The organism is Actinomyces sp. W5033 (assembly GCF_051303165.1).
Genome location: NZ_JBPPGD010000003.1, coordinates 183,843 through 206,123 on the forward strand (window position 1 = coordinate 183,843; position 22,281 = coordinate 206,123).

The 22,281-nt window shown below is 72.5% G+C and carries 18 protein-coding genes and 1 pseudogene; 7 read left to right on the top strand and 12 right to left on the bottom strand.

Annotation, left to right across the window (positions count from 1 at the left end; genetic code table 11):
• The first annotated feature begins 101 nt into the window (after positions 1 to 101).
• The 6 genes and pseudogenes from ACSJJR_RS03340 to ACSJJR_RS03365 all read left to right on the top strand — a co-directional run bounded on the left by ACSJJR_RS03340 (position 102) and on the right by ACSJJR_RS03365 (position 8,479).
• A complete protein-coding gene (locus ACSJJR_RS03340) occupies positions 102 to 1,325 on the top strand; it encodes a glycosidase (RefSeq protein ID WP_435942051.1) in 1,224 nt (407 codons plus the stop codon).
• A gap of 134 nt (positions 1,326 to 1,459) precedes the next feature.
• A complete protein-coding gene (locus ACSJJR_RS03345; protein ID WP_435942053.1) occupies positions 1,460 to 2,746 on the top strand; it encodes a sugar ABC transporter substrate-binding protein in 1,287 nt (428 codons plus the stop codon).
• A 169-nt stretch (positions 2,747 to 2,915) separates the two neighbouring features.
• The gene (locus tag ACSJJR_RS03350) at positions 2,916 to 4,499 is read left to right on the top strand and encodes an ABC transporter permease subunit (protein ID WP_435942054.1); all 1,584 of its coding nucleotides are present in this window, start codon (positions 2,916 to 2,918) and stop codon (positions 4,497 to 4,499) included.
• Positions 4,500 to 4,520: 21 nt separating this feature from the next.
• The gene (locus tag ACSJJR_RS03355; protein WP_435942056.1) at positions 4,521 to 5,450 is read left to right on the top strand and encodes a sugar ABC transporter permease; all 930 of its coding nucleotides are present in this window, start codon (positions 4,521 to 4,523) and stop codon (positions 5,448 to 5,450) included.
• Between the two features lie 6 nt (positions 5,451 to 5,456).
• Positions 5,457 to 7,487 carry a glycoside hydrolase family 13 protein gene (locus tag ACSJJR_RS03360; protein WP_435942058.1) on the top strand — a complete coding sequence of 677 codons (2,031 nt, stop codon included), beginning with the start codon at positions 5,457 to 5,459 and terminating at the stop codon, positions 7,485 to 7,487.
• Positions 7,462 to 8,479 (top strand): annotated as a pseudogene (locus ACSJJR_RS03365) (LacI family DNA-binding transcriptional regulator). The gene ACSJJR_RS03360 and the pseudogene ACSJJR_RS03365 overlap by 26 nt, the downstream one beginning before the upstream one ends.
• A gap of 50 nt (positions 8,480 to 8,529) precedes the next feature.
• Here the strand turns inward: ACSJJR_RS03365 and ACSJJR_RS03370 are convergent.
• Both ACSJJR_RS03370 and ACSJJR_RS03375 read right to left on the bottom strand, forming a co-directional pair.
• Positions 8,530 to 9,708, bottom strand: a complete 1,179-nt coding sequence (locus ACSJJR_RS03370) for a glycerate kinase (RefSeq protein WP_435942060.1) — start codon at positions 9,706 to 9,708, stop codon at positions 8,530 to 8,532.
• 3 nt (positions 9,709 to 9,711) lie between these two features.
• On the bottom strand, positions 9,712 to 11,118 hold the full coding sequence (locus ACSJJR_RS03375; protein ID WP_435942061.1) for a M20/M25/M40 family metallo-hydrolase: 1,407 nt from the start codon (positions 11,116 to 11,118) through the stop codon (positions 9,712 to 9,714).
• A gap of 46 nt (positions 11,119 to 11,164) precedes the next feature.
• Between ACSJJR_RS03375 and ACSJJR_RS03380 the strand changes: the two genes are divergently transcribed.
• Positions 11,165 to 11,773, top strand: coding sequence for a DUF3043 domain-containing protein (locus ACSJJR_RS03380; RefSeq protein ID WP_435942099.1), 609 nt, complete (start codon positions 11,165 to 11,167; stop codon positions 11,771 to 11,773).
• 125 nt (positions 11,774 to 11,898) lie between these two features.
• Here ACSJJR_RS03380 and ACSJJR_RS03385 read toward each other — a convergent pair whose 3' ends face one another.
• The 10 genes from ACSJJR_RS03385 to ACSJJR_RS03430 form a co-directional block, all read right to left on the bottom strand.
• On the bottom strand, positions 11,899 to 13,191 hold the full coding sequence (locus ACSJJR_RS03385) for an MFS transporter (RefSeq protein ID WP_435942062.1): 1,293 nt from the start codon (positions 13,189 to 13,191) through the stop codon (positions 11,899 to 11,901).
• A complete protein-coding gene (locus ACSJJR_RS03390; RefSeq protein WP_435942064.1) occupies positions 13,188 to 14,234 on the bottom strand; it encodes a quinone-dependent dihydroorotate dehydrogenase in 1,047 nt (348 codons plus the stop codon). The genes ACSJJR_RS03385 and ACSJJR_RS03390 overlap by 4 nt, the downstream gene beginning before the upstream one ends.
• Before the next feature lie 95 nt (positions 14,235 to 14,329).
• Positions 14,330 to 14,716, bottom strand: coding sequence for a metal-sulfur cluster assembly factor (locus tag ACSJJR_RS03395; RefSeq protein ID WP_435942065.1), 387 nt, complete (start codon positions 14,714 to 14,716; stop codon positions 14,330 to 14,332).
• A gap of 67 nt (positions 14,717 to 14,783) precedes the next feature.
• A complete protein-coding gene (gene sufU / locus ACSJJR_RS03400) occupies positions 14,784 to 15,251 on the bottom strand; it encodes a Fe-S cluster assembly sulfur transfer protein SufU (protein ID WP_435942067.1) in 468 nt (155 codons plus the stop codon).
• 2 nt (positions 15,252 to 15,253) lie between these two features.
• The gene (locus ACSJJR_RS03405) at positions 15,254 to 16,594 is read right to left on the bottom strand and encodes an aminotransferase class V-fold PLP-dependent enzyme (protein ID WP_435942069.1); all 1,341 of its coding nucleotides are present in this window, start codon (positions 16,592 to 16,594) and stop codon (positions 15,254 to 15,256) included.
• 130 nt (positions 16,595 to 16,724) lie between these two features.
• Complete coding sequence (gene sufC, locus ACSJJR_RS03410) at positions 16,725 to 17,474, bottom strand: Fe-S cluster assembly ATPase SufC (protein ID WP_435942070.1); 750 nt, start codon at positions 17,472 to 17,474, stop codon at positions 16,725 to 16,727.
• 38 nt (positions 17,475 to 17,512) lie between these two features.
• The gene (locus ACSJJR_RS03415; protein ID WP_435942072.1) at positions 17,513 to 18,751 is read right to left on the bottom strand and encodes a SufD family Fe-S cluster assembly protein; all 1,239 of its coding nucleotides are present in this window, start codon (positions 18,749 to 18,751) and stop codon (positions 17,513 to 17,515) included.
• 72 nt (positions 18,752 to 18,823) lie between these two features.
• On the bottom strand, positions 18,824 to 20,263 hold the full coding sequence (sufB, locus tag ACSJJR_RS03420; protein ID WP_435942074.1) for a Fe-S cluster assembly protein SufB: 1,440 nt from the start codon (positions 20,261 to 20,263) through the stop codon (positions 18,824 to 18,826).
• A complete protein-coding gene (locus ACSJJR_RS03425) occupies positions 20,260 to 20,997 on the bottom strand; it encodes a helix-turn-helix transcriptional regulator (protein WP_435942076.1) in 738 nt (245 codons plus the stop codon). Before ACSJJR_RS03425 ends, sufB begins: the two co-directional genes overlap by 4 nt.
• A 582-nt stretch (positions 20,998 to 21,579) precedes the next feature.
• On the bottom strand, positions 21,580 to 22,230 hold the full coding sequence (locus tag ACSJJR_RS03430) for an NUDIX domain-containing protein (protein WP_435942101.1): 651 nt from the start codon (positions 22,228 to 22,230) through the stop codon (positions 21,580 to 21,582).
• Positions 22,231 to 22,281: the final 51 nt, after the last annotated feature.

Below are 22,281 nucleotides of genomic sequence, written 5' to 3' on the forward strand. Positions count from 1 at the left end.
TTCCCCGGATGCCCTCAGGCAGCCGGTCCCGTCGGTGTCCGGACCCGGCGGCCAAGGGACCCGGCTGCGGGCTACGGCCCGGAGAGAAGGGAGCGGCTCGCGTGACGACCACGACGACTCTCGTCCACCGCGTGCAGAACGGTCCGCTGGAGTGGTGGCGCAAGGCCCTCGTGTACGAGATCGTCTCCCCCGAGCTGGGCGCCGAGGACCTGGAGCAGATGCACGGGGTGCTCGACCACGTGCGCTCGCTCGGCTTCGACACCGTCCTCATGCGGCCGAGCCTGGTGGACGTGCCCGCCGGCTCCTCGGCGCTGGCGGCCCTGGCGCAGGCGGCCCATGAGCGCGGGCTGCGCCTGCTGCTGCGCATCTCGGGGGCGCTGGGGCCGGTGACGGGCCCGCACGCCGGTGAGGAGCGGCGCATCGTCGTCGGCCGCGAGCGCGAGGGCGACGGCCTGCTCGAGCGGGCGGAGGCCTTCCTCGCTGCGGGCGCGGACGGGATCGACCTGGGCATCATCATGCCCCCGGAGGTGGCCGAGGACACCGACCTGCTCCAGCTGACCGAGCACCTCAACGTCCTGCACGGCCTGCTGGCCTCCTACACGGAGGACGGGGTGCTGGGGGCGGACGTCTCCGCGGACTACCCCGAGACCTGGCATCACCACTTCCAGGAGGACTGGCTGCACCACCTGCGCGATGACGCGCTCATGCTCGTGCGCTGGGACGCCGGCTCGATGACCCGCCGTCTCACCCGCTCCCTGGCCGAGCACGACCGCTTCGGTGCCCCGCCCGTGTGGCGGTGCCTGCCCGGGCACGTCCTGGACGCCTCCACGGACCCCGGCGACGGACGGCGCTGGTTCACCCCGCCCGGGGTGCGTGAGCGCCGGGCGCTGGCCCTCCAGGCGCTGCTGCTGGCGCTGCCGGGCTCGGTGTACCTGCGCCAGGGTGACGAGGTCTCGCTGCCGGACGTGCTCCGGCCCTCCTCGCCGCGGGAGGTCCAGGACCTCGTCAACGAGCACGCGGCCACGCAGGGAGCCCTGTTCGGCTCGCCCCTGGCAACGGTGCGCCACGCGACGTGGCTGCGCGGTCAGCGCCGTCTGGCCTCCGCCCCCCTCGCCTTCGTCACGGGCCTGGACTGGTGCGCCCGGCAGGCCCTCACGATGCTCGTGAGGGACGTGCTCGTGCTGGTCAACACGACGGCGGATCCGGTGCTCCTGCCGGAGCACGCCGAGGTGCTGCTGTCCTCGCAGGGGCTGGGCCAGGCGGACGGCAGGGTCGTGGTGCCGCCGACGACGACGGTGTGGCTGGACGCGGCAACCGTCGCCTGAGCCGGGGCGCGTGACGGCCGCAACCCCGGCGTGTAGGCTGCTCATACCCTTGCAGGGTGCAGGTCTTGCACAGCGACGTTACATTGTTTGCACTGCAGGACCTTCCCCCATCTCTGATTCGAAGGAGAATCACGGTGTCACTCAACCGCAGGTCTTTCCTGTCCCTCACGGCCATCGCCGCCACCCTCACCGCCGCAGCCGCCTGCTCCGGCGGCTCCGACAGCTCCAGCACCTCGGCAGGGGCCGACTCCACCGGGGCTGCTGCCTCCGACGGCGCCCTCGTGCGCGACCCCGACGCCGACCTGGTCATCTGGGCCGACGAGAAGAAGGCCAACTCCCTGCGGGCGGCCGCCACCGCGTGGGGTCAGGCGCAGGGCATCACCGTGGCCGTGCAGACCGTGGCCAACGAGCTGCAGTCCACCTTCATCACCGCCAACCAGGCCGGCAACGGCCCCGACGTCGTCATGGGCGCCCACGACTGGATCGGCAACCTGGTCCAGAACAGCTCCATCTCCCCGGTCACGCTGTCCGAGGCGGCCAAGGCCAACATCGCCCAGGTCGGCCTCAACGCCGTCGCCTACGACGGCCAGACCTACGCGGTGCCCTACGCCGTGGAGACCCTGGCCCTGTTCGTCAACAAGGGCCTGACCTCCGTCACCGCCCCCGCCACCATCGAGGAGCTCGTGGCGGCCGGCCAGGCGGCGGGCACCGACGCCGTCCTGTCGCTGCCCGTCGGCGAGGCCGGCGACGCCTACCACATGCAGCCCCTGTACACCTCCGGCGGTGGCTACCTCTTCGGCAAGAACGCCGACGGCTCCCTCAACCCGCAGGACCTGGGCGTCGGCGCCGAGGGCTCCCTGGCAGCCGCCGCCAAGATCGGCGAGCTCGGGGCCGCAGGCGTGCTGAGGACCTCCATCACCGGCGACAACGCGATCTCCCTGTTCACCGAGGGCAAGGCGCCGTACCTGGTCTCCGGCCCCTGGGCCCTGGCCGACGTCGTCAAGGCCGGCATCGACTACGAGATCACCCGCATCCCCGGTTTCGAGGGGATGAGCGAGGCCCACCCCTTCGCGGGCGTCAACGCCTTCTACGTCGCCTCCAAGGGCAAGAACGCGGCCTTCGCCCAGACCTTCGTCACCGATGTCCTCAAGGACACGACCATCACCCGCGCCATGTTCGACCTCAACCAGCTGCCACCGGTCCAGAAGGACCTGGCCGAGGAGCTCAGGGTCAGCAACCCTGACATGGTCACCTTCGCCACCCTGGCCAGCGACAACGCCGACCCGATGCCCTCCATCCCCGAGATGTCGGAGATCTGGTCCCCGCTGGGCAAGGCCGAGGCCAACATCGTCGGCGGCTCCGACCCCGTCAGCACCATGACGAGTGCTGGCGAGCAGATCAAGGCAGCCATCGCGGGCTGAGCCCCGCGGCGTCGGGGCCGGTGCGCGCACGCACCGGCCCCGGCCTTCCTGCGTCCCGACCGGGCCGTGCCCACGGCCCGGAACCTGCCCTGCGCCCGCGAGCGGGCACCCCTCCCTGACCATCGATGCCGCTGCGTGCCCGCGCCGACGGCACGGAAAGGAACAGACAATGTCGTCCGCCCTCACCAACGCGAGCGGCCCGAAGGAGAGGACCTCGACGATCCGTTCGCTGCTCGGTCGCGTCCTCGTCCTCGGGGCCGCCCTCTCCGTGGCGATCTACCTCGTCCCCCTGCTCATCCAGTTCCAGATGTGGATGTGGCTCACCGTCGTCGTCCTGGCCACGCTCGCGATCTTCGCCCTGTACTCCACCAAGCGCTTCGTCCCCGCCAAGTACGTCTTCCCGGGGACCTTCTTCCTGGCCGTCTTCCTCATCATCCCGATCGTGCTGACGGTGCAGACCGCCTTCACCAACTTCGGTGACGGCTTCCGGGGGACCAAGGAGGAGGCGATCACCGCGATCACCAACAACTCGGTCCAGCAGACCGCCGACTCCCCCATCTACAACCTCACCGTGGCCACCACCGGCACCGCCGACGACGGCCCCTACTCCCTGTTCCTGGTCAACCCGGACACCCACGAGGTGCTCTTCGGGGCCGACGGCGAGACCGTGCGCCACGCCGCCCCCGGTGACGTGACCGTCACGGACGGCTTCGTCACCGCCGCCGAGGGCTACAGCCTCCTGACGCCCCAGCAGATCAACGACAACTACGAGGCGATCAGCGCCCTGACCCTGTCGGTCTCCCGGGACTCAGCCATCAAGGTCCAGGGCGTGCGCAACGCCTTCGAGGGCACCAAGACGATGGTCTACGACGAGGCCACCGACACCATCACCGACACGCTCACCGGCAACACCTACACCGTCCAGAAGGTCGGCAAGTCCGAGTACTTCGTTGACGCCAACGGCAACCGCCTGGCCCAGTCCTGGCTGCAGAACGTCGGGATGGCCAACTTCAGGGACCTGTTCACCAACACCTCCCTGCTCAAGCAGCTCGGTGGCGCCTTCGTGTGGACGCTGGTCTTCGCCGCTGGATCGATGGTCCTGACCTTCCTCGTCGGCTACTTCCTGGCCCTGGCCCTCAACGACGACCGCGTGCGCGGCAAGAAGCTCTACCGCTCCTTCCTCCTGCTGCCCTACGCGGTGCCCGGCTTCATCTCCCTGCTCGTGTGGTCGAACTTCTACAACAAGGACTTCGGCCTCATCAACAACGCCCTTCACCTGAGCATCAACTGGCTGGGCGACCCGACCTGGGCGAAGGTCGCCGTGCTGCTGACCAACACCTGGATGGGCTTCCCGTACATGTTCATCGTGTGCACCGGCGCTCTGCAGTCAATCTCCGGGGACCTCAAGGAGGCGGCGCGGATCGACGGCGCCAACGGCTGGCAGGCCACGACGCGGATCACCACCCCGCTGCTGCTGGTCTCGGTCGCCCCGCTGCTGGTGAGCACCTTCGCCTTCAACTTCAACAACTTCAACGCCATCCAGCTGCTCACGCGCGGAGGTCCCTTCGGTGAGGGCGAGTACATCCGCGGTGGCACGGACATCCTCATCTCCGTGGTCTACCGCATCGCCTTCGGCGGCTCCGGCGCCGACTACGGCTTCGCCTCGGCGGTCTCCGTCATCCTGTTCGTCATCACCGGCGTGCTCGCCGCCATCCAGTTCCGGGCGACCCGTGCGCTCGAGGACGTCAACTGAGGCCCGGAAGGAAGTACGACCATGACCACCCGCAACGCGGCCGGACGACCGGCCTCCACCACGACGACGCCCGGTGAGCCCCTGGCGCAGAACCACATGTCCTTCTCACGGTGGTTCGCGGAGATCGGCTGGCGCCACCTGGTGGGCGTCATCGCCCTGGCCTTCGCCGCATTCCCGGTGCTGTACGTCATCAGTGCCTCGCTCAACCCGGTGGGAACCGTCGCCTCGACGAGCGTCATCCCCACGCAGGTGTCCTTCGTGCACTACGAGACGCTGCTGTCCGGCGCCAAGGGGCCCTTCATCCGCTGGTACGCCAACACCCTCATCGTGTGCGCCGTCGTGGCCGCCGCACAGATCTTCCTGTCGGTGCTGGCCGCCTACGCCTTCAGCCGCTTCCGCTTCAAGGGCCGTCGCGGCGGCCTGCTGGCCCTGCTGCTCATCATGATGTTCCCGGCGACCCTGTCGATGATCGCCATCTACAACATGATCTCCGACATCGGCACGATCATCCCGGGCATCGGGCTCAACACCCTCACCGGATACTGCCTGGCCCTCATGGGCGGCGCCCTGGGCCAGGTGTGGCTCATCAAGGGGACCTTCGACACCATCCCGAAGTCCCTGGACGAGGCCGCCATCCTCGACGGCTGCACCCACTGGCAGGTCTTCTCCAAGATCCTGCTGCCCTCGCTCAAGCCGATCCTGGCCACGACCTTCCTGCTGGCCTTCGTCGGCATCATCTCCGAGTTCCTCCTGGGGTCGATCTTCCTGACCGACGACTCCAAGAAGACCCTCGCCGTGGGCCTGTACGGCATGCTCTCGGGCGACCGCTCCAACAACCTGGGCCTGTTCGCCGCCGGCGCCGTCATGACGATGATCCCGGTCATCGCCCTGTTCCAGTACCTGCAGAAGTACATCGTCGGCGGCGCCACCGCCGGCGCCGTCAAGGGCTGAGCCCCCGTGGCCAGCAGGCTCGGCCAGGCCCGCCCCGGTGCCGCCCCCTCGGGCGCGCTGACCGGGGCGTGCCTGGCCGAGCCGCACCACGACACCGGCCCCTCCCACCTGGTGGGCCACCGGCGGCCCGGCGCCGTGCTCACCGCCCGCCTGTGGGTGCCGGCCGGGCTGGAACCCGAGCAGGTGGTGCTGCGCCAGGTCGTCGACGGCGAGCCCGCCATCACCCTCATGGACAGGGCGGGCCACGACGAGGCCGGTACCTGGTGGCACGGCCCGGTGCGCCTGGTCAACCCGCTCAACCGCTACCGCTTCCTGCTGCTGGAGCCGGGTGCGGCCGAGCCCTACCTGTGGCTCACGGCCGCGGGCACGGTGGACCACGACCCCGCCGACGCCACCGACTTCGCCGTCCTGTCCCAGGACGACGGCCCCGACTGGGTGCTCGACGCCGTGGTGTACCAGGTCTTCCCCGACCGCTTCGGCCGGCGCACCGACCCGCGCGAGCGCCAGGCCCCCGACTGGGCCGAGCCCCACGGCTGGCTCGACGAGCCGCCCGTCGCCGGCGACGCCACCGCCACCGCCTGGTACGGCGGGGACCTGGACGGCGTGGCCGACCACCTCGACTACCTCCAGGGCCTCGGCGTCGACACCGTCTACCTCACCCCCGTCTTCCAGGCCCGCTCCGTCCACCGCTACGACTCGGTGAGCTTCGCGCACATCGACCCGCTGCTGGGAGGCGACGAGGCCCTGGCGCGCCTGTCCCGGGCCCTGCACGCGCGCGGCATGCGCCTGCTGCTGGACCTGACCACCAACCACACCGGCGACGCCCACGAGTGGTTCCACAGCGCCGTCGCCGACCCCCGCGCCCCCGAGGCCTCCTTCTACTCCTTCCGCCACCACCCCGACGACTACGCCGCCTGGCTGGACGTGCCCAGCCTGCCGAAGCTCGACCACCGCTCCGGGCTCCTGCGCGACCGGCTCCTGCGCGGCCCGGGCTCCGTGACCGCGCGCTGGCTCACCGGGCCCGTCAGCGCCGACGGCTGGCGCACCGACGTGGCCAACATGACCGGCCGCCACGGCATGATCGACCTCAACCACCAGGTCGCGGCCGACATGCGCGCCACCATGGCCGAGGTCGAGGAGGGGACCGGGCGCCCGCTGTGGCTGGTCGCCGAGCACGGGCACGACGCCAGCCGCGACCTGGAGGGCGCCGGCTGGCACGGCACCATGAGCTACGTCGGCTTCACCCGGCCGCTGTGGTCCTGGCTGTCCGACCCCGACCCAGCCGACGCCCTCACCTGGCTCGGCATCCCCACCGCCATCCCCCACCGGCCCGGCGGCGCCGTGGTCCGCGGGGTGCGCGCCTACCACGCGCACGTGCCCGCCACCAGCGTGGCCCGCTCCATGAACCTGCTGTCCTCCCACGACACCCCGCGCGTGCGCACCGTCGTCGGCTCCCGAGACGCCCACCTGGTGGCGGCCACAGCCCTGTTCACCGCCCCGGGCGTGCCCACCGTCTTCGCCGGGGACGAGCTGGGCGCCACCGGGCGCACCGGCGAGCACGCGCGCACCACCATCCCGTGGGCGCCGGCGCCCACGGGCGCCCACCACCCCACCGAGCTGGCCGACCACGGCTCGTGGGGCCCGGTGGACCGCGTCGTCCTCGAGCGCTACCGGCAGCTGTCTGCCCTGCGCCGGGCGCTGCCGGCCCTGCGCCGGGGCGGTCTGCGCTGGGTCCACGCCGGTGACGACGTCGTTGCCTGGGTGCGCACCCACCCGGCCGGTGACGTCCTCGTCGTCCTGGCCCGCTGCGCCGCGGCGGGCCTGCGCCTGCCGCTGGCCGCGCTGCACGCCCGCGGCACGGGCGCGGCGACGGCCTTCGACGGGGTCGCTATCGTCTACGGTGAGACCGGTGTGCTCGAGCTGTCCGTCCGGGGCCCCGGCTCCGCGGTCGTCGTGCTCGAGCCGGCCGTGCCGGCGGGCACGGCCCCGCCCACCGAGAACGGAGACTCACGTGCCTCAGCGCATCACCCTGACTGACATCGCAGACCAGGCCGGTGTCTCGACGGCGACCGTCTCCCGGGTCCTCAACGGCAAGGCGAACGTCGCCGACGTCACCCGCAGGCAGGTGCTCGTGGCGCTCGACCTGCTGGGCCACGAGCGTCCCTAGACCCTGCACCAGGCCTCGCGCGGGCTGGTCGGCCTCATCGTGCCGGAGCTGAGCAACCCGATCTTCCCCCATGTACGCCCAGGAGATCGAGCAGCTGCTAGCCGCCAGCGGCCACATCCCCCTGCTGTGCACGCAGACACCCGGCGGCACCAGCGAGGACGAGTACATCGAGATGCTCGTGGACCGTGGCGTGGCCGGGATCGTCTTCGTCTCCGGACGCCACTCCGACACCACCGGGGACGTCACCCGCTACCAGCGGCTGCGGGAGCGCGGCGTGCCCCTGGTGACCATCAACGGCAACGCCCCCACCATCAAGGCGCCGGGCTTCACCACCGACGACCGTGTGGCCGCACGCATCGCCGTGGAGCACCTCATGAGCCTGGGCCACCGGAGCATCGGGCTGGCGACCAGCCCCACACGCATGGTGCCCGCACAGCGCAAGCGCGCCGGCTACCAGGACGCCATGAGCACCCACCTACCCGGTGAGCCGCTGCGGGTGGTCGAGCGCCTGTACACCTACGAGGGCGGGGCGAGCGCGGTCCGGGCGCTGCTGGAGCAGGGCTGCACGGCCGTCGTCTGCGGCTCGGACCTCATGGCGCTGGGCGCCATCCACGGGGCGCGTGCCGCGGGCCTGGAGGTCCCGCAGGACCTGTCGGTCATCGGCTACGACGACTCCCCGCTCATCCCCATGACGGACCCGCCGCTGACCACCGTGCGCCAGCCGGTGACGGCCATCAGCCGGGCGGCGGTCACCAGCCTGCTCAACGCCATCGCCGGCGAGGAGGTGCCCGACGCCGAGATGCTCTTCCTGCCCGACCTCATTGTGCGTGGCTCGAGCGCACCCGCCCCTCACGGCCGCTGAGGCGCGCCCGTGAGGGCGCAGGCCGCCCCAGGGCGCACCGCCCGGCCGTCTCAGCGCGACCATGTGCGGGCCAGCCGCTGCCCCATCTGCTCCAGCCGTCCGGCAACGGCCTGCGGCCCCGACTCCTGCCAGCTGGTGGCCGCCGCCGTCGGCTGCAGCGAGGCGAGGCAGACGATGCCGGCCTCAGCGAGCTCGCCGCGCGGGACAAGAGCCCGGCCGGCCACAAGCACGGCGGGCACGGCGTGGTCCACAGCCGCCTGCCCGACGACGGCCGGCACGCTGTCAGCCAGCACGTCGTAGGCCTCCCCCTGGGACGTCACCAGCAGGTCCGCGGTGGCGGCCGCGGCCTCGAGCCCCAGGAGCCCGGCCATGACCCGGGCCCCAGGCAGGGCGCGCGCACCCAGGGCCCGCAGCACCATCGCCGCGCCCCCACCCGCGCCGGTCCCCCAGGAGGAGACCGTGAGCCTGCGCCCCTGCGCCTGCCCGCCGTAGTGCAGCACCGGCGCGGTGGGCCCTGACCCGGCCAGCGTCTGCGCCAGCCGGCAGGCGCAGGCGCAGGCGACGCGGTCGGCCTCCTGGGCCTGCTCGGGGCTGAGGCCCGTGAGACCGACCAGCCCCTGGCCGGCGCCTGACACGCCCCCGAGGCTCACGCCGTCAGCCAGGGCGAGGACGACGTCGCGCCCGTCCATGAGGCCGCGTGCGGCCTCAGCACCGCCCAGGGCCTCGATCAGCCCCGCCCCGCCGTCGTGGACGGCGCTGCGGGCCAGGCCGATGACCAGGGTGTCTCCCGGCCGGGTGCGCCGCAGTGCCTGGGCGGTGGCGAGGCCGAGCCCGCCAGTGCCGCCCTCCAGCGCCTGGCGGGCGGCCACCGTGGCGTCCTCAGGCAGGCTCATGAGGCGGGCGGCGTCGAGCAGCCACATACGGGGGGCGCGCGGGGGCGCGCTGCCCGTGGCGGGTGCGAGGCGCAGCAGGTCGGCCTCACGCAGGTCGCCCAGGGGGCCGGGAGCCGTCACGACCTCGTGTGAGCGCACCCGTGCCGGCGCCACCGACTGGGCGCTGCCGGGGCCGCCGTCGGGCAACGGCAGGAGGGCGAGATGGTCGTGCGGACGCACGCGGGACCACCCGGTGGCCAGGGCCCGGGTCACAGCAGCGGCCCCGAGCCCCAGGCCGGGCAGGGGCACGCCCTGGGGCTCGGGGTGCATGGGCCCGCAGGCGAGCAGGACCCGCATCGCTCAGGCCCTCAGGCCGTCCTGGCCCTCAAGGGCGCCGCCCAGGCGTGCCAGCAGCAGGGCCTCGGCGGTGACGATGTGCTCGAGGTCGCCCAGGTGCATGGACTCGTCCTCGCTGTGGGCGCGGGTGTCGGGGTCCTCGATGCCGGTGACAAGCACCTGCGCCTGCGGGAAGGTCTCCTTGAGGGTGGCGATGAAGGGGATGGAGCCTCCCTGGCCGATCGCCACGCAGTCCTCGCCGAAGGCCTCGGTGAGCGCCCAGCGGGCGGCCCGGCCGGCGGGGCTGTCGCAGGAGCCGTCGAAGGCCGGCCCGGCCTCACCGCTGGACAGGCTCAGGCGGGCGCCGAAGGGGACGTGCGCCTCCAGGTGGGCCTCCAGCGCCTCGAGGGCCGCCTGCGGGTCCTGGCCGGGGGCGATGCGCATGGACAGGCGGGCGGTGCACGACGGCGCCAGGACGTTGCCGGCCACGCTGAGGGGGGTGACCTCCATGCCGATGACGCTCAGGGCTGGCTTGGTCCACAGGCGGGCGGTGAGGTCCCCGGTGCCCGCGAGCCGCACGCCGTCGAGCACGCCGGAGTCCGCACGGAAGTCCTCCTCGGGGTAGTGCGGCGCGTCGGCCCCGGCCTGGGGGCGTGAGACGAGGCCGGCGACGGCCACGTCCCCCGCCTCGTCGTGCAGGCTCGCCACGAGACGGCACATGCAGGTGACAGCGTCGAGGACGGGGCCGCCGTACTGCCCGGAGTGCAGGGCGTGGTCGAGCACGTCCACGCGCACGTCCACCCCCACGACACCACGCAGGGAGGTGGTCAGGGCGGGCACGCCGACCCTCCAGTTGGAGGAGTCGGCGACGACGATGACATCCGCCTCGAGCCGCTCGCGGTGGGTGCGCAGGAAGCTCTCGAAGGACGGCGAGCCGACCTCCTCCTCACCCTCGATGAAGACGGTGACGGAACAGGGCAGGGTGCCCTCACACAGCTCGGCGAGCAGGCGCAGGGCGTGGACGTGGGTGATGACGCCGGCGCCGTCGTCGGCGGTGCCGCGCCCGAACAGGCGCTGGCCACGGCGCTCGGCGGCGAAGGGGTCCGGCTGCTGCCACAGGGCGGGGTCGCCTACGGGCTGGACGTCGTGGTGGGCGTACAGCAGCACCCGGGGAGCGCCCTCGGGGCCCTCGCGGTGGGCCAGGACGGCCGGGCGACCGGGCACCCCGTCAGGGCCGGCGACGCTGAGGACCTCTACCTCAAGGCCGGCGCCGCGCAGCAGGCCGGCCACGTGCTCGGCGCTGCGCAGGACCTGCCCCTGGTCGTGGGTGGCGGCGGAGACGGAGGGGATGGCGACGAGCTCAGTGAGGTCGTTGACGATGTCCTCGAAGGAGGAGCGGACGAGAGAGCGCACGGCGTCAGCAGTCAGCATGGTGTGCAGGGTAGCGCCCCCGAGCCGGTAGCCTGTGCGGGTGAACATGTTCAAGAAGGACAAGGGCCAGGTGCCCGCACCGTCGTCCCCAGCCGTCGTCAGCACGAGGGGCGCCGGCAAGGGGCGCCCGACGCCCAAGCGCAAGGACGCGCAGGCACGTGGCCTGCACCCGGTGGTTCCCACGGACCGCAAGGCCGCCAAGCGCGAGCAGCGCGCCCGGCAGGACGCCGCCTGGGAGCGTCAGCGCATCGCCATGGTCACCGGCGACGACCGTTACCTTCCCGCGCGCGACAAGGGGCCGGTGCGTCGCTACATCCGCGACTACATCGACGCGCGCTGGTGCCTGGGCGAGCTCTTCCTGCCGGCCTCGCTGCTCATGCTGCTCGTCATCGTGGGCCTGTCGCTCCGCTCGACGACGACGATGGCGGTGGTCTCCTTCTGGGTGCTCACCGCGGTCTACGGGCTGCTGGCCCTGGCGCTGGTGGACGCCGTGTGGTGCTGGTACCGCCTGCGCGGCCAGCTGCAGGAGAAGTTCGGGCGTGAGCAGGTGCGGGCCACGGGCATGATCGCCTGGTACGTGTTCGGCCGCTGCTTCACGACCCGCCGCTGGCGCCAGCCCAAGCCGCAGGTCGCGCGGGGGCACTACCCGTCCTGAGCGCGGGAGGCCTGCGCCCGTCGGGCCCGTCCACCCTGGTGGGCGGGCCCGACGTCGTGACCGCACCATCACGTCGTGACCGCACCATCACGTCGTGCCCGCACCAGCCCTGTGCCCACCGTCCCTCAGGGCGCGGCTGAGGTCCGTGGGCCGTGCTGCGCCGGGACCACGCGGACGCCGAGGACGACGAGCACGCTGCCGGCGAGGACGGCCGGGGCGTAACCCAGGTGGAGGTTGTGCCCGATGAGTCCGGTGACGACGCTCGAGGCGGAGACACCGAGGATGTTGGCGGTGGCCCCCAGGGTCATGAGGCTCGTCACCCGGCCGCCCACCGCCTGCGCCTCCAGCAAGGTGTAGGCGGTCACGAGGGTGGTGCCGACGCCGGCGCCCATGAGGAGGATGACCCCGACGGTCACCGCCGTGCCGGGCAGCGTCATGAGCGCGGCCGAGCCGAGGGCCACGAGCAGGCCGCCGACGACCATCTTCGTGGCGGGGCCGCGGGGCCAGGACGGGGTGAGCACGCCGGCCAGGGCGCTGGTCAGCCCCATGCTGCCGTAGACGGGGCCGGTGAGCCCCGGCGTGCCGTGGGCGGTGTGGACGGCGGTGAGCGCGGTCTGGGTGGTGCCGAAGACGACGCCGACGGCGGTGATGGCCGCCAGCACGGGTGCCAGTGACCGCCAGGGCGTCCCGGTCCGGGCCGTGCCGGCCGCGCCACGGGTGCCGGCCGCGCCGCGGGCGTCGGCGGCCCCGGCGCCCGGGCCGGTGGCCGGGGTGCGCCGTGCCGGGCCGAGCAGGCCGGGGCGGCTCAGGAGCCAGGCGATGAGCAGTCCCTCCCCCACGACGGTGCTGACGATGAGGCCCGCCGTCGCCCCCTGGGCGCCGAGGAGGGTGACCAGGACGCCCACGCTCACGGGCCCGACGACGAAGCTCACCTCGTCGGCGGCCGACTCCACGCCCAGGCCGGCGCGGATGGTCCTCAGGCAGTGGGAGGGGTCCTCCTCGCGCCTGGAGAGGGCGGACCAGGTGGCCCGGGTGATGGACCCGGCCTGCGGGTTGGCGAGCCCGACGAGCGCCGCGCAGGCGAGCACCACCGTCCCGGGCAGGGACCGGTCGAGGGCCGTGAGCACCCCGGCCAGCCCTGCGACCTGGCCCGCGGCTCCACCGGCCAGGACGGCGACGGGCCCGTAGCGGTCCACGAGGCGCCCGATGACGGGTGCGGACAGCGCCGTGCCGAGCCCGACGGCGGCCACCGTCGTCCCGGCGAGGGCGAGCCCCCGGCCCGAGGCGGAGACGATGAGCAGCAGCCCGAGCTGGTTCATGGCCGCGGGCAGCCTGCCGAGGAACCCGGCGACCAGGAAGAAGGCGCCCGCGGCCGCCACCAGGGTGCGCAGCCCGGTGGCCGGCCCCTGGGCGCTCACCGGGAGCGGCGGGTGGTGGCCAGGGCGCGGTTGACACGGCCCGGCCAGGCGGGGCCGTTGTAGATGAAGGCCGTGTAGGCCTGGAGCAGGTCCGCACCGGCGTCGAGCATGAGCTCGGCGTCCATCGTGGAGGAGATGCCGCCGACGCCGATGATCGTGGGGCGCTCCCCCAGCCGGGCGCGCAGGCGGCGCACGACCTCCAGGGAGCGAGGCAGCAGCGGGGCACCGGAGAGCCCGCCCTCGCCCAGGTCGTGGTCAATGGTCGTGTTCGTGGCGACCACGCCGTCCAGGCCCATGTCGAGCACGAGGTCGGCGACGGCGTCGACGTCCTCGTCGGCGAGGTCCGGGGCGATCTTGACCAGGAGCGGCACGTGGCGGCCGGCGGCGGCGTCCGCGGCCTCGCGCACGGCGGCGAGGATGGGGCGCAGCGTCTCGACGTTCTGCAGGGTGCGCAGTCCCGGGGTGTTGGGGCTGGAGACGTTGACCACGAGGTAGTCCGCCCAGCGGGCCACGCGCGAGGCCGAGTAGCGGTAGTCCTCCACCGCGTCCTCCAGGGCGACGGCCTTGGTCTTGCCGATGTTGGCCCCCACGACGATGCTGCGCCCGCGCACGGTCGAGCGCAGCTCGCGCAGGCGGCGGGCGGCGGCGTCCGCACCGTGGTTGTTGAAGCCCATGCGGTTGCGGATGGCGCGCGTGCGCGGGTAGCGCCACATGCGGGGCTTGTCGTTGCCCGGCTGCGGCTGGGCGGTGAAGGTGCCGACCTCGACGAAGCCGAAGCCGAGCATGTCCATGGCCTCGACGACCTCGCCCTCCTTGTCCATCCCGGCGGCCAGGCCGAGGACCCCGGGCACGGGCCGGGCGAAGGGCCCGCCCTGGTTGCTGCTGGGCACCGGAAAGGCCGGACGCCGGCCGAGGGCCTGGCGGATGACGTCACGTGCCAGGGGGACCCGCTGGGCGACGCCCAGGCCACGCACGACGACGTCGTGGATGACCTCGGGGTCGATGCGAGTCAAGAGGGTCGAGTACAGCAGGTGGTAGAGCACGCCACCAGGGTACCCGCGGCCACGTCGGGGCCGTCCGCCGGCCCGGGAGGTGGTCACCGGGGCGCGCAGCGGCCGGTGCCGGGGCTGACGGGGTCTTAGACGTTGAAGCCCAGGGCGCGCAGCTGCTCGCGGCCCTCAGGGGTGATCTTGTCAGGGCCCCACGGCGGCAACCACACCCACTGGATGCGTACCTTGTCCGCGATGAGGGACAGGGCCTGGGAGGCCTGCTCCTCGATGACGTCGGTGAGCGGGCAGGCCGCCGTCGTCAGCGTCATGTCGAGCACCACCGTGCCGTCCGGCTCGATGGTGACACCGTAGAGCAGGCCCAGGTCCACGACGTTGATGCCCAGCTCGGGGTCGATGACGTCGCGCAGGGCCTCCTCGACCGCGGCGACGTCGATGTCAGCAGGGGCGGCAGGCACGTGCTGGGCGGCCATCGGGTTGTCGGTCCCGGCGGGGCCCGGGGCAGCGGTCTCGCTCATGGCGTCTCCTCACGGTGGTGGTCGGTGGACAGTATGGCGCAGGTCTGGCGGGCGCCGTCAGGGGCGCTCACAGGCCGTCGGGCTCCGGCAGGGCGACTCCGGCCTGGGCGAGGGCGTCCTTGAGGGCCATCCAGCCCAGCAGAGCGCACTTGACTCGGTTGGGGTACTTCGAGGTCCCCTCGAAGGCGGCGGCGTCCTCCAGGTCGTCCAGGAGCGCCTCGTCCACACCCTTGCCGCGCGAGTGCATGAGCGTGTCGAACTCCCGCTCCAGGCGGGCCACCGTGGCCAGGTCGGCGCCGTCGACGAGGTCGTGCATGATGGAGATCGAGGCCTGGGAGATGGAGCAGCCGTCGCCCTCCCAGCCGACGGCCTCGACGCGGCCGTCCACCACCCGGACCCCGAGGGTGACCTCATCGCCACAGGTCGGGTTGACCTGGTGGGACTGGGCCTGGGGGTCGGCCAGCGCGCCGGCGCCGTGGCGCTCACGCGAGTGGTCGAGGATGACCTGCTGGTAGAGCTGGTCGAGGTCGTTCATGCTCACCTCTGGAAGTAGGAGCGGACGGAGGCGACGGCCTCGAGGAAGCGGTCGATCTCCTGGGGGGTCGTCGTCGGCCCGAAGGATACGCGTGAGGAGGCGTGGACCCCGAAGGCGGCGTGGATCGGCTGGGCGCAGTGGTGACCGGTTCGCACGGCCACGCCGGCGGCGTCGAGCACCTGGCCGACGTCGTGCGGGTGGACGCCCTCGACGCTGAAGGCGATGACGCCCAGGCGCTCGTCGGTGCCCGTGGGTCCCAGGACCCGCACCCCCTCCACGGCTGTCAGGCCGTCCAGGGCGCGCTGCGTGAGGAGCCTCTCGCCCGCGTGCAGGCGGTCGAGCCCCAGTGAGGCGAGGTAGCCGGCGGCCGTGGCCCAGCCGGCGGCCTGGGCCAGGGGCTGGGAGCCCGCCTCGAAGCGCGCTGGGCCGGACATGTAGGTGGACGACTCCATGGTGACGACCTCGATCATGGAGCCTCCGGTGAGGACCGGGGGCATGGCCTCGAGCAGCTCCTCGGTGGCCACGAGGGCACCGATGCCCGTGGGCCCGAGCATCTTGTGGCTCGACAGGACCATGGCGCTGACCCCGGTCGCGCTGAGGGCGCAGAAGTCCAGGGGCACGTGCGCGCCGGACTGGCAGGTGTCCAGCAGGACCAGGGCGCCGGCGGCGCGGGCGGCCGCCAGGACAGCGTCCAGGGGGGTCAGCGCGCCGGTGACGTTGGAGGCGTGGGTGAGCGCGATGACGCGGGTGCGCTCGGTCACCAGGCGCGAGACGGCCTCGGCGCCGGCCTCGACGCGCCCGTCCTCGGTGAGCTCGAGCCAGCGCAGGCGGGCGCCGGTGCGCGCGCACAGCTCCTGCCAGGGCACGAGGTTGGCGTGGTGCTCGGCGCGGGAGACGAGCACCTCGTCCCCCGGCCTCAGGGCCAGGCGGCGAGCACGGTCCGTCTGCCCGGCCCGGGCCCCTCCGTGGGAGGCGGGACGCCCCGCGCTGGCGTGGCCGATGGCCAGGGCCACGAGGTTGACGGCCTCGGTGGCGTTCTTGGTGAAGACGACCTGGCTCGCTCGTGCCCCCACGAGGGCGGCGACGTCCTCGTGGGCGTCGTCCCAGGCGGCTGTCGCCTCGTCGGCGATCTGGTAGGTGGAGCGGCCTGCGGCGCCGTTGCTCATCCGGTAGAACTCGGCCTCGCGCTCGATGACGCAGGCCGGCTTCTGGCTGGTGGCGCCCCAGTCGAGGTAGGCGAGCGGCTGCCCGCCACGAGCCGGGCGGCGCAGGTAGGGGAAGTCGGCGCGCAGGGCGGTGACCTCCGCCTCGGTCAGGGGCTGGGCTGCGCTGTGCTGGCTCATGGGCGTGCTGCCTTCACTGGTGGTGGGCCGCCGGGGACGGCTCCGGCGGGGGGCGGGAGCCTCCACGGGGCGGGGACGGGCCTGCTCGGGTGGGTGCCGGGCCGGAAGGAGAGCCTCCCGGCCCGGCACCTCACTTGAGGAAGCGGTCGTAGCCCTCCTCCTCCAGGCGGTCGGCGAGCTCGGGCCCGCCCTGCTCGGCCACGCGCCCGTCAACGAAGACGTGCACGTGGCTGGGCTTGATGTAGCGCAGGATGCGCGTGTAGTGGGTGATGAGCAGGAATCCGGCGTCGGAGGAGTCGTGCAGGCGGTTGACGCCCTCGGCGACGATGCGCAGGGCGTCAACGTCCAGGCCCGAGTCGGTCTCGTCCAGGACGGCGAAGCGGGGCCTGAGCAGCTCCATCTGGAGGATCTCGAAGCGCTTCTTCTCACCGCCGGAGAAGCCTGCGTTGACGTCACGCTGGGAGAAGGACTCGTCCATGCGCAGGCGGTCCATGGCCCCCTTGACCTCACCGACCCAGGAGCGGACCTTGGGAGCCTGGCCGTCGATGGCCGTCTTGGCGGTGCGCAGGAAGTTGGAGACGGTCACGCCCGGGACCTCGACCGGGTACTGCATGGCGAGGAAGAGGCCGGCGCGGGCGCGCTCGTCAACGCTCATCTCGAGCAGGTCGACGCCGTCGAGCAGGACCTGGCCATCGGTGACCTCGTAGTCGGGGTGGCCGGCGATGGAGTAGGCCAGGGTGGACTTGCCGGAGCCGTTGGGGCCCATGATGGCGTGGACCTCGCGGGAGTCTACGGTGAGGTCCACGCCCTTGAGGATCGGCTTGGGGCCGTCATTGGTGGCGACCTGGACGTGGAGGTTCTTGATCTCGAGGGTGCTCATGATTCGCTTTCGGTGCTAGGTGTGGCGTCGGGGCTGGCTCAGGCCTGCTCGCGTGCCTCGATGAGGCCGGAGAGCTCGAGCTCCTTCTCGATGGCGGACATCAGGGTCTGCTCGACCTCGGGCACGCCGATCTCGGTGACGATCTCGTTGAAGAAACCGAGGACGACCAGCCGGCGGGCCTCGGCCTCCGGGATGCCTCGGGCACGCAGGTAGAACAGCTGCTCGTCGTCGAAGCGGCCGGTGGCGCTGGCGTGCCCAGCACCCTCGATGTGGCCGTTCTCGATCTCGAGGTTGGGGATCGAGTCCGCCTTCGCGCCCTCGGTGAGGACGAGGTTGCGGTTGAGCTCGTAGGTGTCCGTGCCACGGGCGGCGGCGCCGATGAGGCAGTCACCCACCCACACGGCGTGCGCGCCCGCGCCCTGGAGGGCGCCCTTGTAGGTCACGCGCGAGTAGCAGTGGGGCTCGGTGTGGGCGACGTAGGGACGGTGCTCCTGGTGCTGGCCGGCGTCGGTGAAGTAGACGCCGAAGGCCTCGATGCGCCCGCCCTCGCCGCTGAAACCGAGGTCGGAGCTGATGCGCACGTCACCGCCCAGGGAGACGACGACGTGCTTGAGGCTGCCGTCGCCGTGGACGCGCACACGGTGGTTGGAGGCGTGGACGGCGCCGTCCTGCCAGTCCTGCACGGTGACGAGCGTGAGCTCGGCCGTGGGCTCGACGACAACCTCGACGCTCTGGGTCAGGGCGGCGCTGCCGGTGTGCGACAGCACGACGGTGCCTCGCGAGCCCCGGCGGGCGCTGATGAGCAGGTGGCAGGCGGCGGGGCGGGTGAAGCCCTCGCTGCCGCTCTCCTCGTGCCCGGTGGTCAGCACGCGCACGGCTCGCTCGAGCTCGGCGCCCTCGTCGAGGCTGACGCAGGTGGCGGTCTGGAAGGCGGCCCAGGCGACGACGCCGGTGCGGTCGCTGGGCGCCCCGACGGTGCCCAGGCGGGCGTCGTCGCGGGCGAGCTCCTCAACGGTGACGCCGGCGGGGGCATCGACCTCGACGCGCACGGAGCCGGTGGAGGTGCCGGCGGCGACGGCCTCGAGGTCGAACAGGGGACTGAAGCGCCTGACGGGGGTGAAGCGCCACTCCTCCTCGCGCCCGCGCGGGACCGGGATCTCGGCCGGGTCGAAGGAGGTGGGGCGCTCGGCCCGGGAGGAGACGTATCGGCCCTGCGGGGCGCCGTGGGAGTGGGCGCCGTCGAGGGCCGCCCGGGAGTGGTCGGTGGACAGTCGCATGGAGTGTGCTCCTTGGCCAGGGTCTCTGGCAGGTCGGTGCGGTGGGTGAGTCGGTGGGAGGGACCAGTGGCGTCAGCCGACCGAGTTCTCCATCTGGAGCTCGATGAGCCGGTTGAGCTCGAGGGCGTACTCCATGGGCAGCTCGCGGGCGATGGGCTCGACGAAGCCGCGCACGATGGTGGCCATGGCCTCGGTCTCGGTCAGTCCGCGCTGCATGAGGTAGAAGAGCTGGTCCGCGCTCACCTTGGACACGGTGGCCTCATGACCCATCTCGACGTCGTCGGTGCGCACGTCCACGTAGGGGTAGGTGTCGGAGCGGGAGATCTCGTCCACGAGCAGGGCGTCGCACAGGACGTTGGACTTGGAGTGGCGGGCGTTCCTCATCACCTGGACCAGACCGCGGTAGCCGGAGCGCCCGCCGTGACGGGCCACGGACTTCGAGACGATGTGGCTCGAGGTGTGGGGCGCCATGTGGACCATCTTGGCGCCGGTGTCCTGGTGCTGGCCGGCGCCGGCGAAGGCGATCGACAGCGCCTCGCCGCGTGCGTGCGGCCCCATGAGGTAGACGGCCGGGTACTTCATGTTGCGCTTGGAGCCCATGTTGCCGTCGATCCACTCCATGGTGGCGCCCTCGGCGCAGGTGGCGCGCTGGGTGACGAGGTTCCACACGTTGGTGGACCAGTTCTGGATCGTCGTGTAGCGCACGCGGGCGTTGCGCTTGACGATGATCTCGACGATGGCCGCGTGCAGGGAGTCCGTGGAGTAGATCGGCGCCGTGCAGCCCTCGACGTAGTGCACGTAGGAGTCCTCGTCGGCGATGATGAGGGTGCGCTCGAACTGGCCCATGTTCTCCGTGTTGATGCGGAAGTAGGCCTGGAGCGGGATCTCGACGTGGACGCCCTTGGGGACGTAGATGAAGGAGCCGCCGGACCACACGGCCGTGTTGAGGGCGGCGAACTTGTTGTCGCCGGCGGGGATGACGGTGCCGAAGTACTCCTGGACGAGCTCGGGGTACTCCTTGACCGCGGTGTCGGTGTCAACGAAGATGACGCCTTGCTTCTCCAGGTCCTCGCGGATCTGGTGGTAGACGACCTCGGACTCGTACTGGGCGGCGACTCCGGCGACCAGGCGCTCGCGCTCGGCCTCGGGGATGCCGATGCGGTCGTAGGTGTTCTTGATGTCCTCGGGCAGGTCGTCCCAGGAGGTCACGGGCCGGTCCGTGGCGCGCACGTAGTACTTGACCGAGTCCATGTCGAGGTCGGACAGGTCCACGCCCCAGGTGGGCATGGGCTTGCGCTCGAAGATCTCATAGGCCTTGAGCCGCTTGGCGAGCATCCACTCAGGCTCGCCCTTGATAGCGGAGATCTCCCGGACGACCTGCTCGTCGAGGCCGCGCTTGGCGTTGGCGCCGGCCTCGTCGGAGTCGTGCCAGCCGAAGTCGTACTGCGTCGAGATCGAGTCGATGATCTCGTCGTCAGTGGGACGCGGCCTGTCGGTCGTGGGTGCGGTCATCGGGTTCCTTCCGTTCGCTGGGGCCGGCGGCCCCGCGTGTCAGATGCGGCTGCCCTGGCGGCGCGCTTGCGCAGCGCGGGCATGGCGATGGGGACGTGGGTGGTGCACACGTGCGCGCCCGCGGCCAGGGTGGCCAGGCGCTGGACGGGCACCCCGAGCAGCCGGGCGAAGGCCTGGGTCTCGGCGTCGCACAGGACGGTGAAGTGGCCGGCGACCTCGCGCACGGGGCAGTGGCCCTGGCACAGCTGGACCGCGAAGGAGCCGTCGCCGACGTCGCGGATGGAGGCGGCGTAGCCGTCGAGGGTCAGGGCGTCGGCCAGCGCCTTGGCGCGGTCGGAGGGGTCCTTGCCGGCGGCCTCGACGACGGGCATGTAGCGGCGCTCGAGATCGCGTCCGCGCACCGCGGCGAAGGAGTCCACGGCCTTGGAGCCGGCGACCTGCTCGAGGTAGGACAGGGCGCGGTTGGCGATGTCGGAGTAGCCCTCAGCGAAGGAGGCGTGGGCGCCCGGGGTGGCGACGTAGTAGCGCGCGGGACGGCCGCGGCCGCGCTTGCCCAGGGCGGCTGGGAGCCGCACCTGGATGTCTCCGGCCTCCTCCAGGGCGGTGATGTGCCGGCGCACGGCGGCGGGCGTGAGAGACAGGACCTTGGCCAGCTGCGCGGCGGAGACCGGCCCCTTCTCAACGATGAGGTCGAGGACCTTGGCCCGGGTGGACTCGTCGTCGTTCTGCCTCATCGCCGCTCCTCCCTGGTCTCGCGCTGCGGTGGCGGGCGGCCGGTGGCGGACGCCCTGTAGCGGAGAACACTTTAGCCAAGAAGTGTGTTCCGATATTCACGCCAGGCGGGTTCCAGGCCGGGAAGTGACGTGGTGTCCAGCACGCTTGCCAATGAAAAGAGCGGCTTATGCAGGTTAGCCTTACCAGTGGAGGGGGTCGAGCCCTCGGGCCGGCCAGCCCGCGGGCCGGCCGCAGCTCGCCGGTGAGGACGCACGGGTGGGCCCGACGTCGACGCGCCAGGCCCACCCGCACCCACCAGGGTACTCCGACGGCGCTCAGCCGCGCTCGGTGAGGACGACCTCCTCCCACGGGACCGGGTCGGGGGCGGTCCCCGTGAAGGCCCCGTCCTTGCCGTCGTCGAAGCCGCTGAGGCCCCCCCTGGCCGTCACGCAGCCGCACGAGCTGGCCGGCGTACAGGTAGGTGGGCTCGACGTAGCGGCTCGCGCGGTGACCACCAGGTGCCACCGCCCTCATGCCCGACGGCGGTGGGACCGCCTTGCCTTTCCGGGCCGTGGCCGGCCCACCGCCGTCGGGACCCGGCCTCACATGCTCCTGGGGCTGCGCAGCCAGGGCGCACCGGGCTCGCGCAGCCCCTGCCAGCCCCGGGCGCGCGCACGGTCCGCGGCCAGCACCCCGACGACGGTCGCCGGGTTGTGCAGGCGCCCGCCCGCCACGGCCTCGACCACGTCGTCCAGACGGAACCACGTGGGAACGAACTCGGCCTCCTCCGCCTCGCGCGGGGTGCGCCGCTCAGGCGGCAGGACGCTCAGGCCACGGGCCAGGAAGCAGCGGACCCCCTCGGTGGTGAAGCCCGGGGAGGCGTAGTAGTCGGCGAGCACCTGCCAGTGCTCGGCCTCGTGGTCGGTCTCCTCAGCGAGCTCGCGCCGGGCCGCCACGACCGGCTCCTCCCCCTCGACGTCGAGCAGCCCGGCGGGGACCTCCCACAGGTCCGCGCGCACCGGGTGGCGGTACTGGCGCACCATGAGGATCTCGGCCGCGCCGTCCTCCTGCGAGGAGTCCGGCCCCTCGCGCAGGGCGACGACGGTGACGGCGTCATGGTGCACGACGCTCTGGCGCCGCACGGGATCCTGCCCGGGCGTCAGGTGCACGAGCTCGTCGTCAACCGCGCAGATCGGCCCGGCCCACGCCCGCACGCTGTGCGTGACCGGGCGCTCTGCGCGCTCGTCCCTCAGCTGTCCGGCGCTGCCGGTCGGGTACCCGCTCACACGTCCTCCTCGGCCTGT

Coding starts and splice junctions, on each gene's coding strand:
- ACSJJR_RS03350 (WP_435942054.1), top strand. CDS start 2,916: ATGTCGTCCGCCCTCACCAACGCGAGCGGCCCGAAGGAGAGGACCTCG.
- ACSJJR_RS03355 (WP_435942056.1), top strand. CDS start 4,521: ATGACCACCCGCAACGCGGCCGGACGACCGGCCTCCACCACGACGACG.
- ACSJJR_RS03370 (WP_435942060.1), bottom strand. CDS start 9,708: ATGCGGGTCCTGCTCGCCTGCGGGCCCATGCACCCCGAGCCCCAGGGC.
- ACSJJR_RS03375 (WP_435942061.1), bottom strand. CDS start 11,118: ATGCTGACTGCTGACGCCGTGCGCTCTCTCGTCCGCTCCTCCTTCGAG.
- ACSJJR_RS03380 (WP_435942099.1), top strand. CDS start 11,165: ATGTTCAAGAAGGACAAGGGCCAGGTGCCCGCACCGTCGTCCCCAGCC.
- ACSJJR_RS03395 (WP_435942065.1), bottom strand. CDS start 14,716: ATGAGCGAGACCGCTGCCCCGGGCCCCGCCGGGACCGACAACCCGATG.
- sufU (WP_435942067.1), bottom strand. CDS start 15,251: ATGAACGACCTCGACCAGCTCTACCAGCAGGTCATCCTCGACCACTCG.
- ACSJJR_RS03405 (WP_435942069.1), bottom strand. CDS start 16,594: ATGAGCCAGCACAGCGCAGCCCAGCCCCTGACCGAGGCGGAGGTCACC.
- sufC (WP_435942070.1), bottom strand. CDS start 17,474: ATGAGCACCCTCGAGATCAAGAACCTCCACGTCCAGGTCGCCACCAAT.
- ACSJJR_RS03415 (WP_435942072.1), bottom strand. CDS start 18,751: ATGCGACTGTCCACCGACCACTCCCGGGCGGCCCTCGACGGCGCCCAC.
- sufB (WP_435942074.1), bottom strand. CDS start 20,263: ATGACCGCACCCACGACCGACAGGCCGCGTCCCACTGACGACGAGATC.
- ACSJJR_RS03425 (WP_435942076.1), bottom strand. CDS start 20,997: ATGAGGCAGAACGACGACGAGTCCACCCGGGCCAAGGTCCTCGACCTC.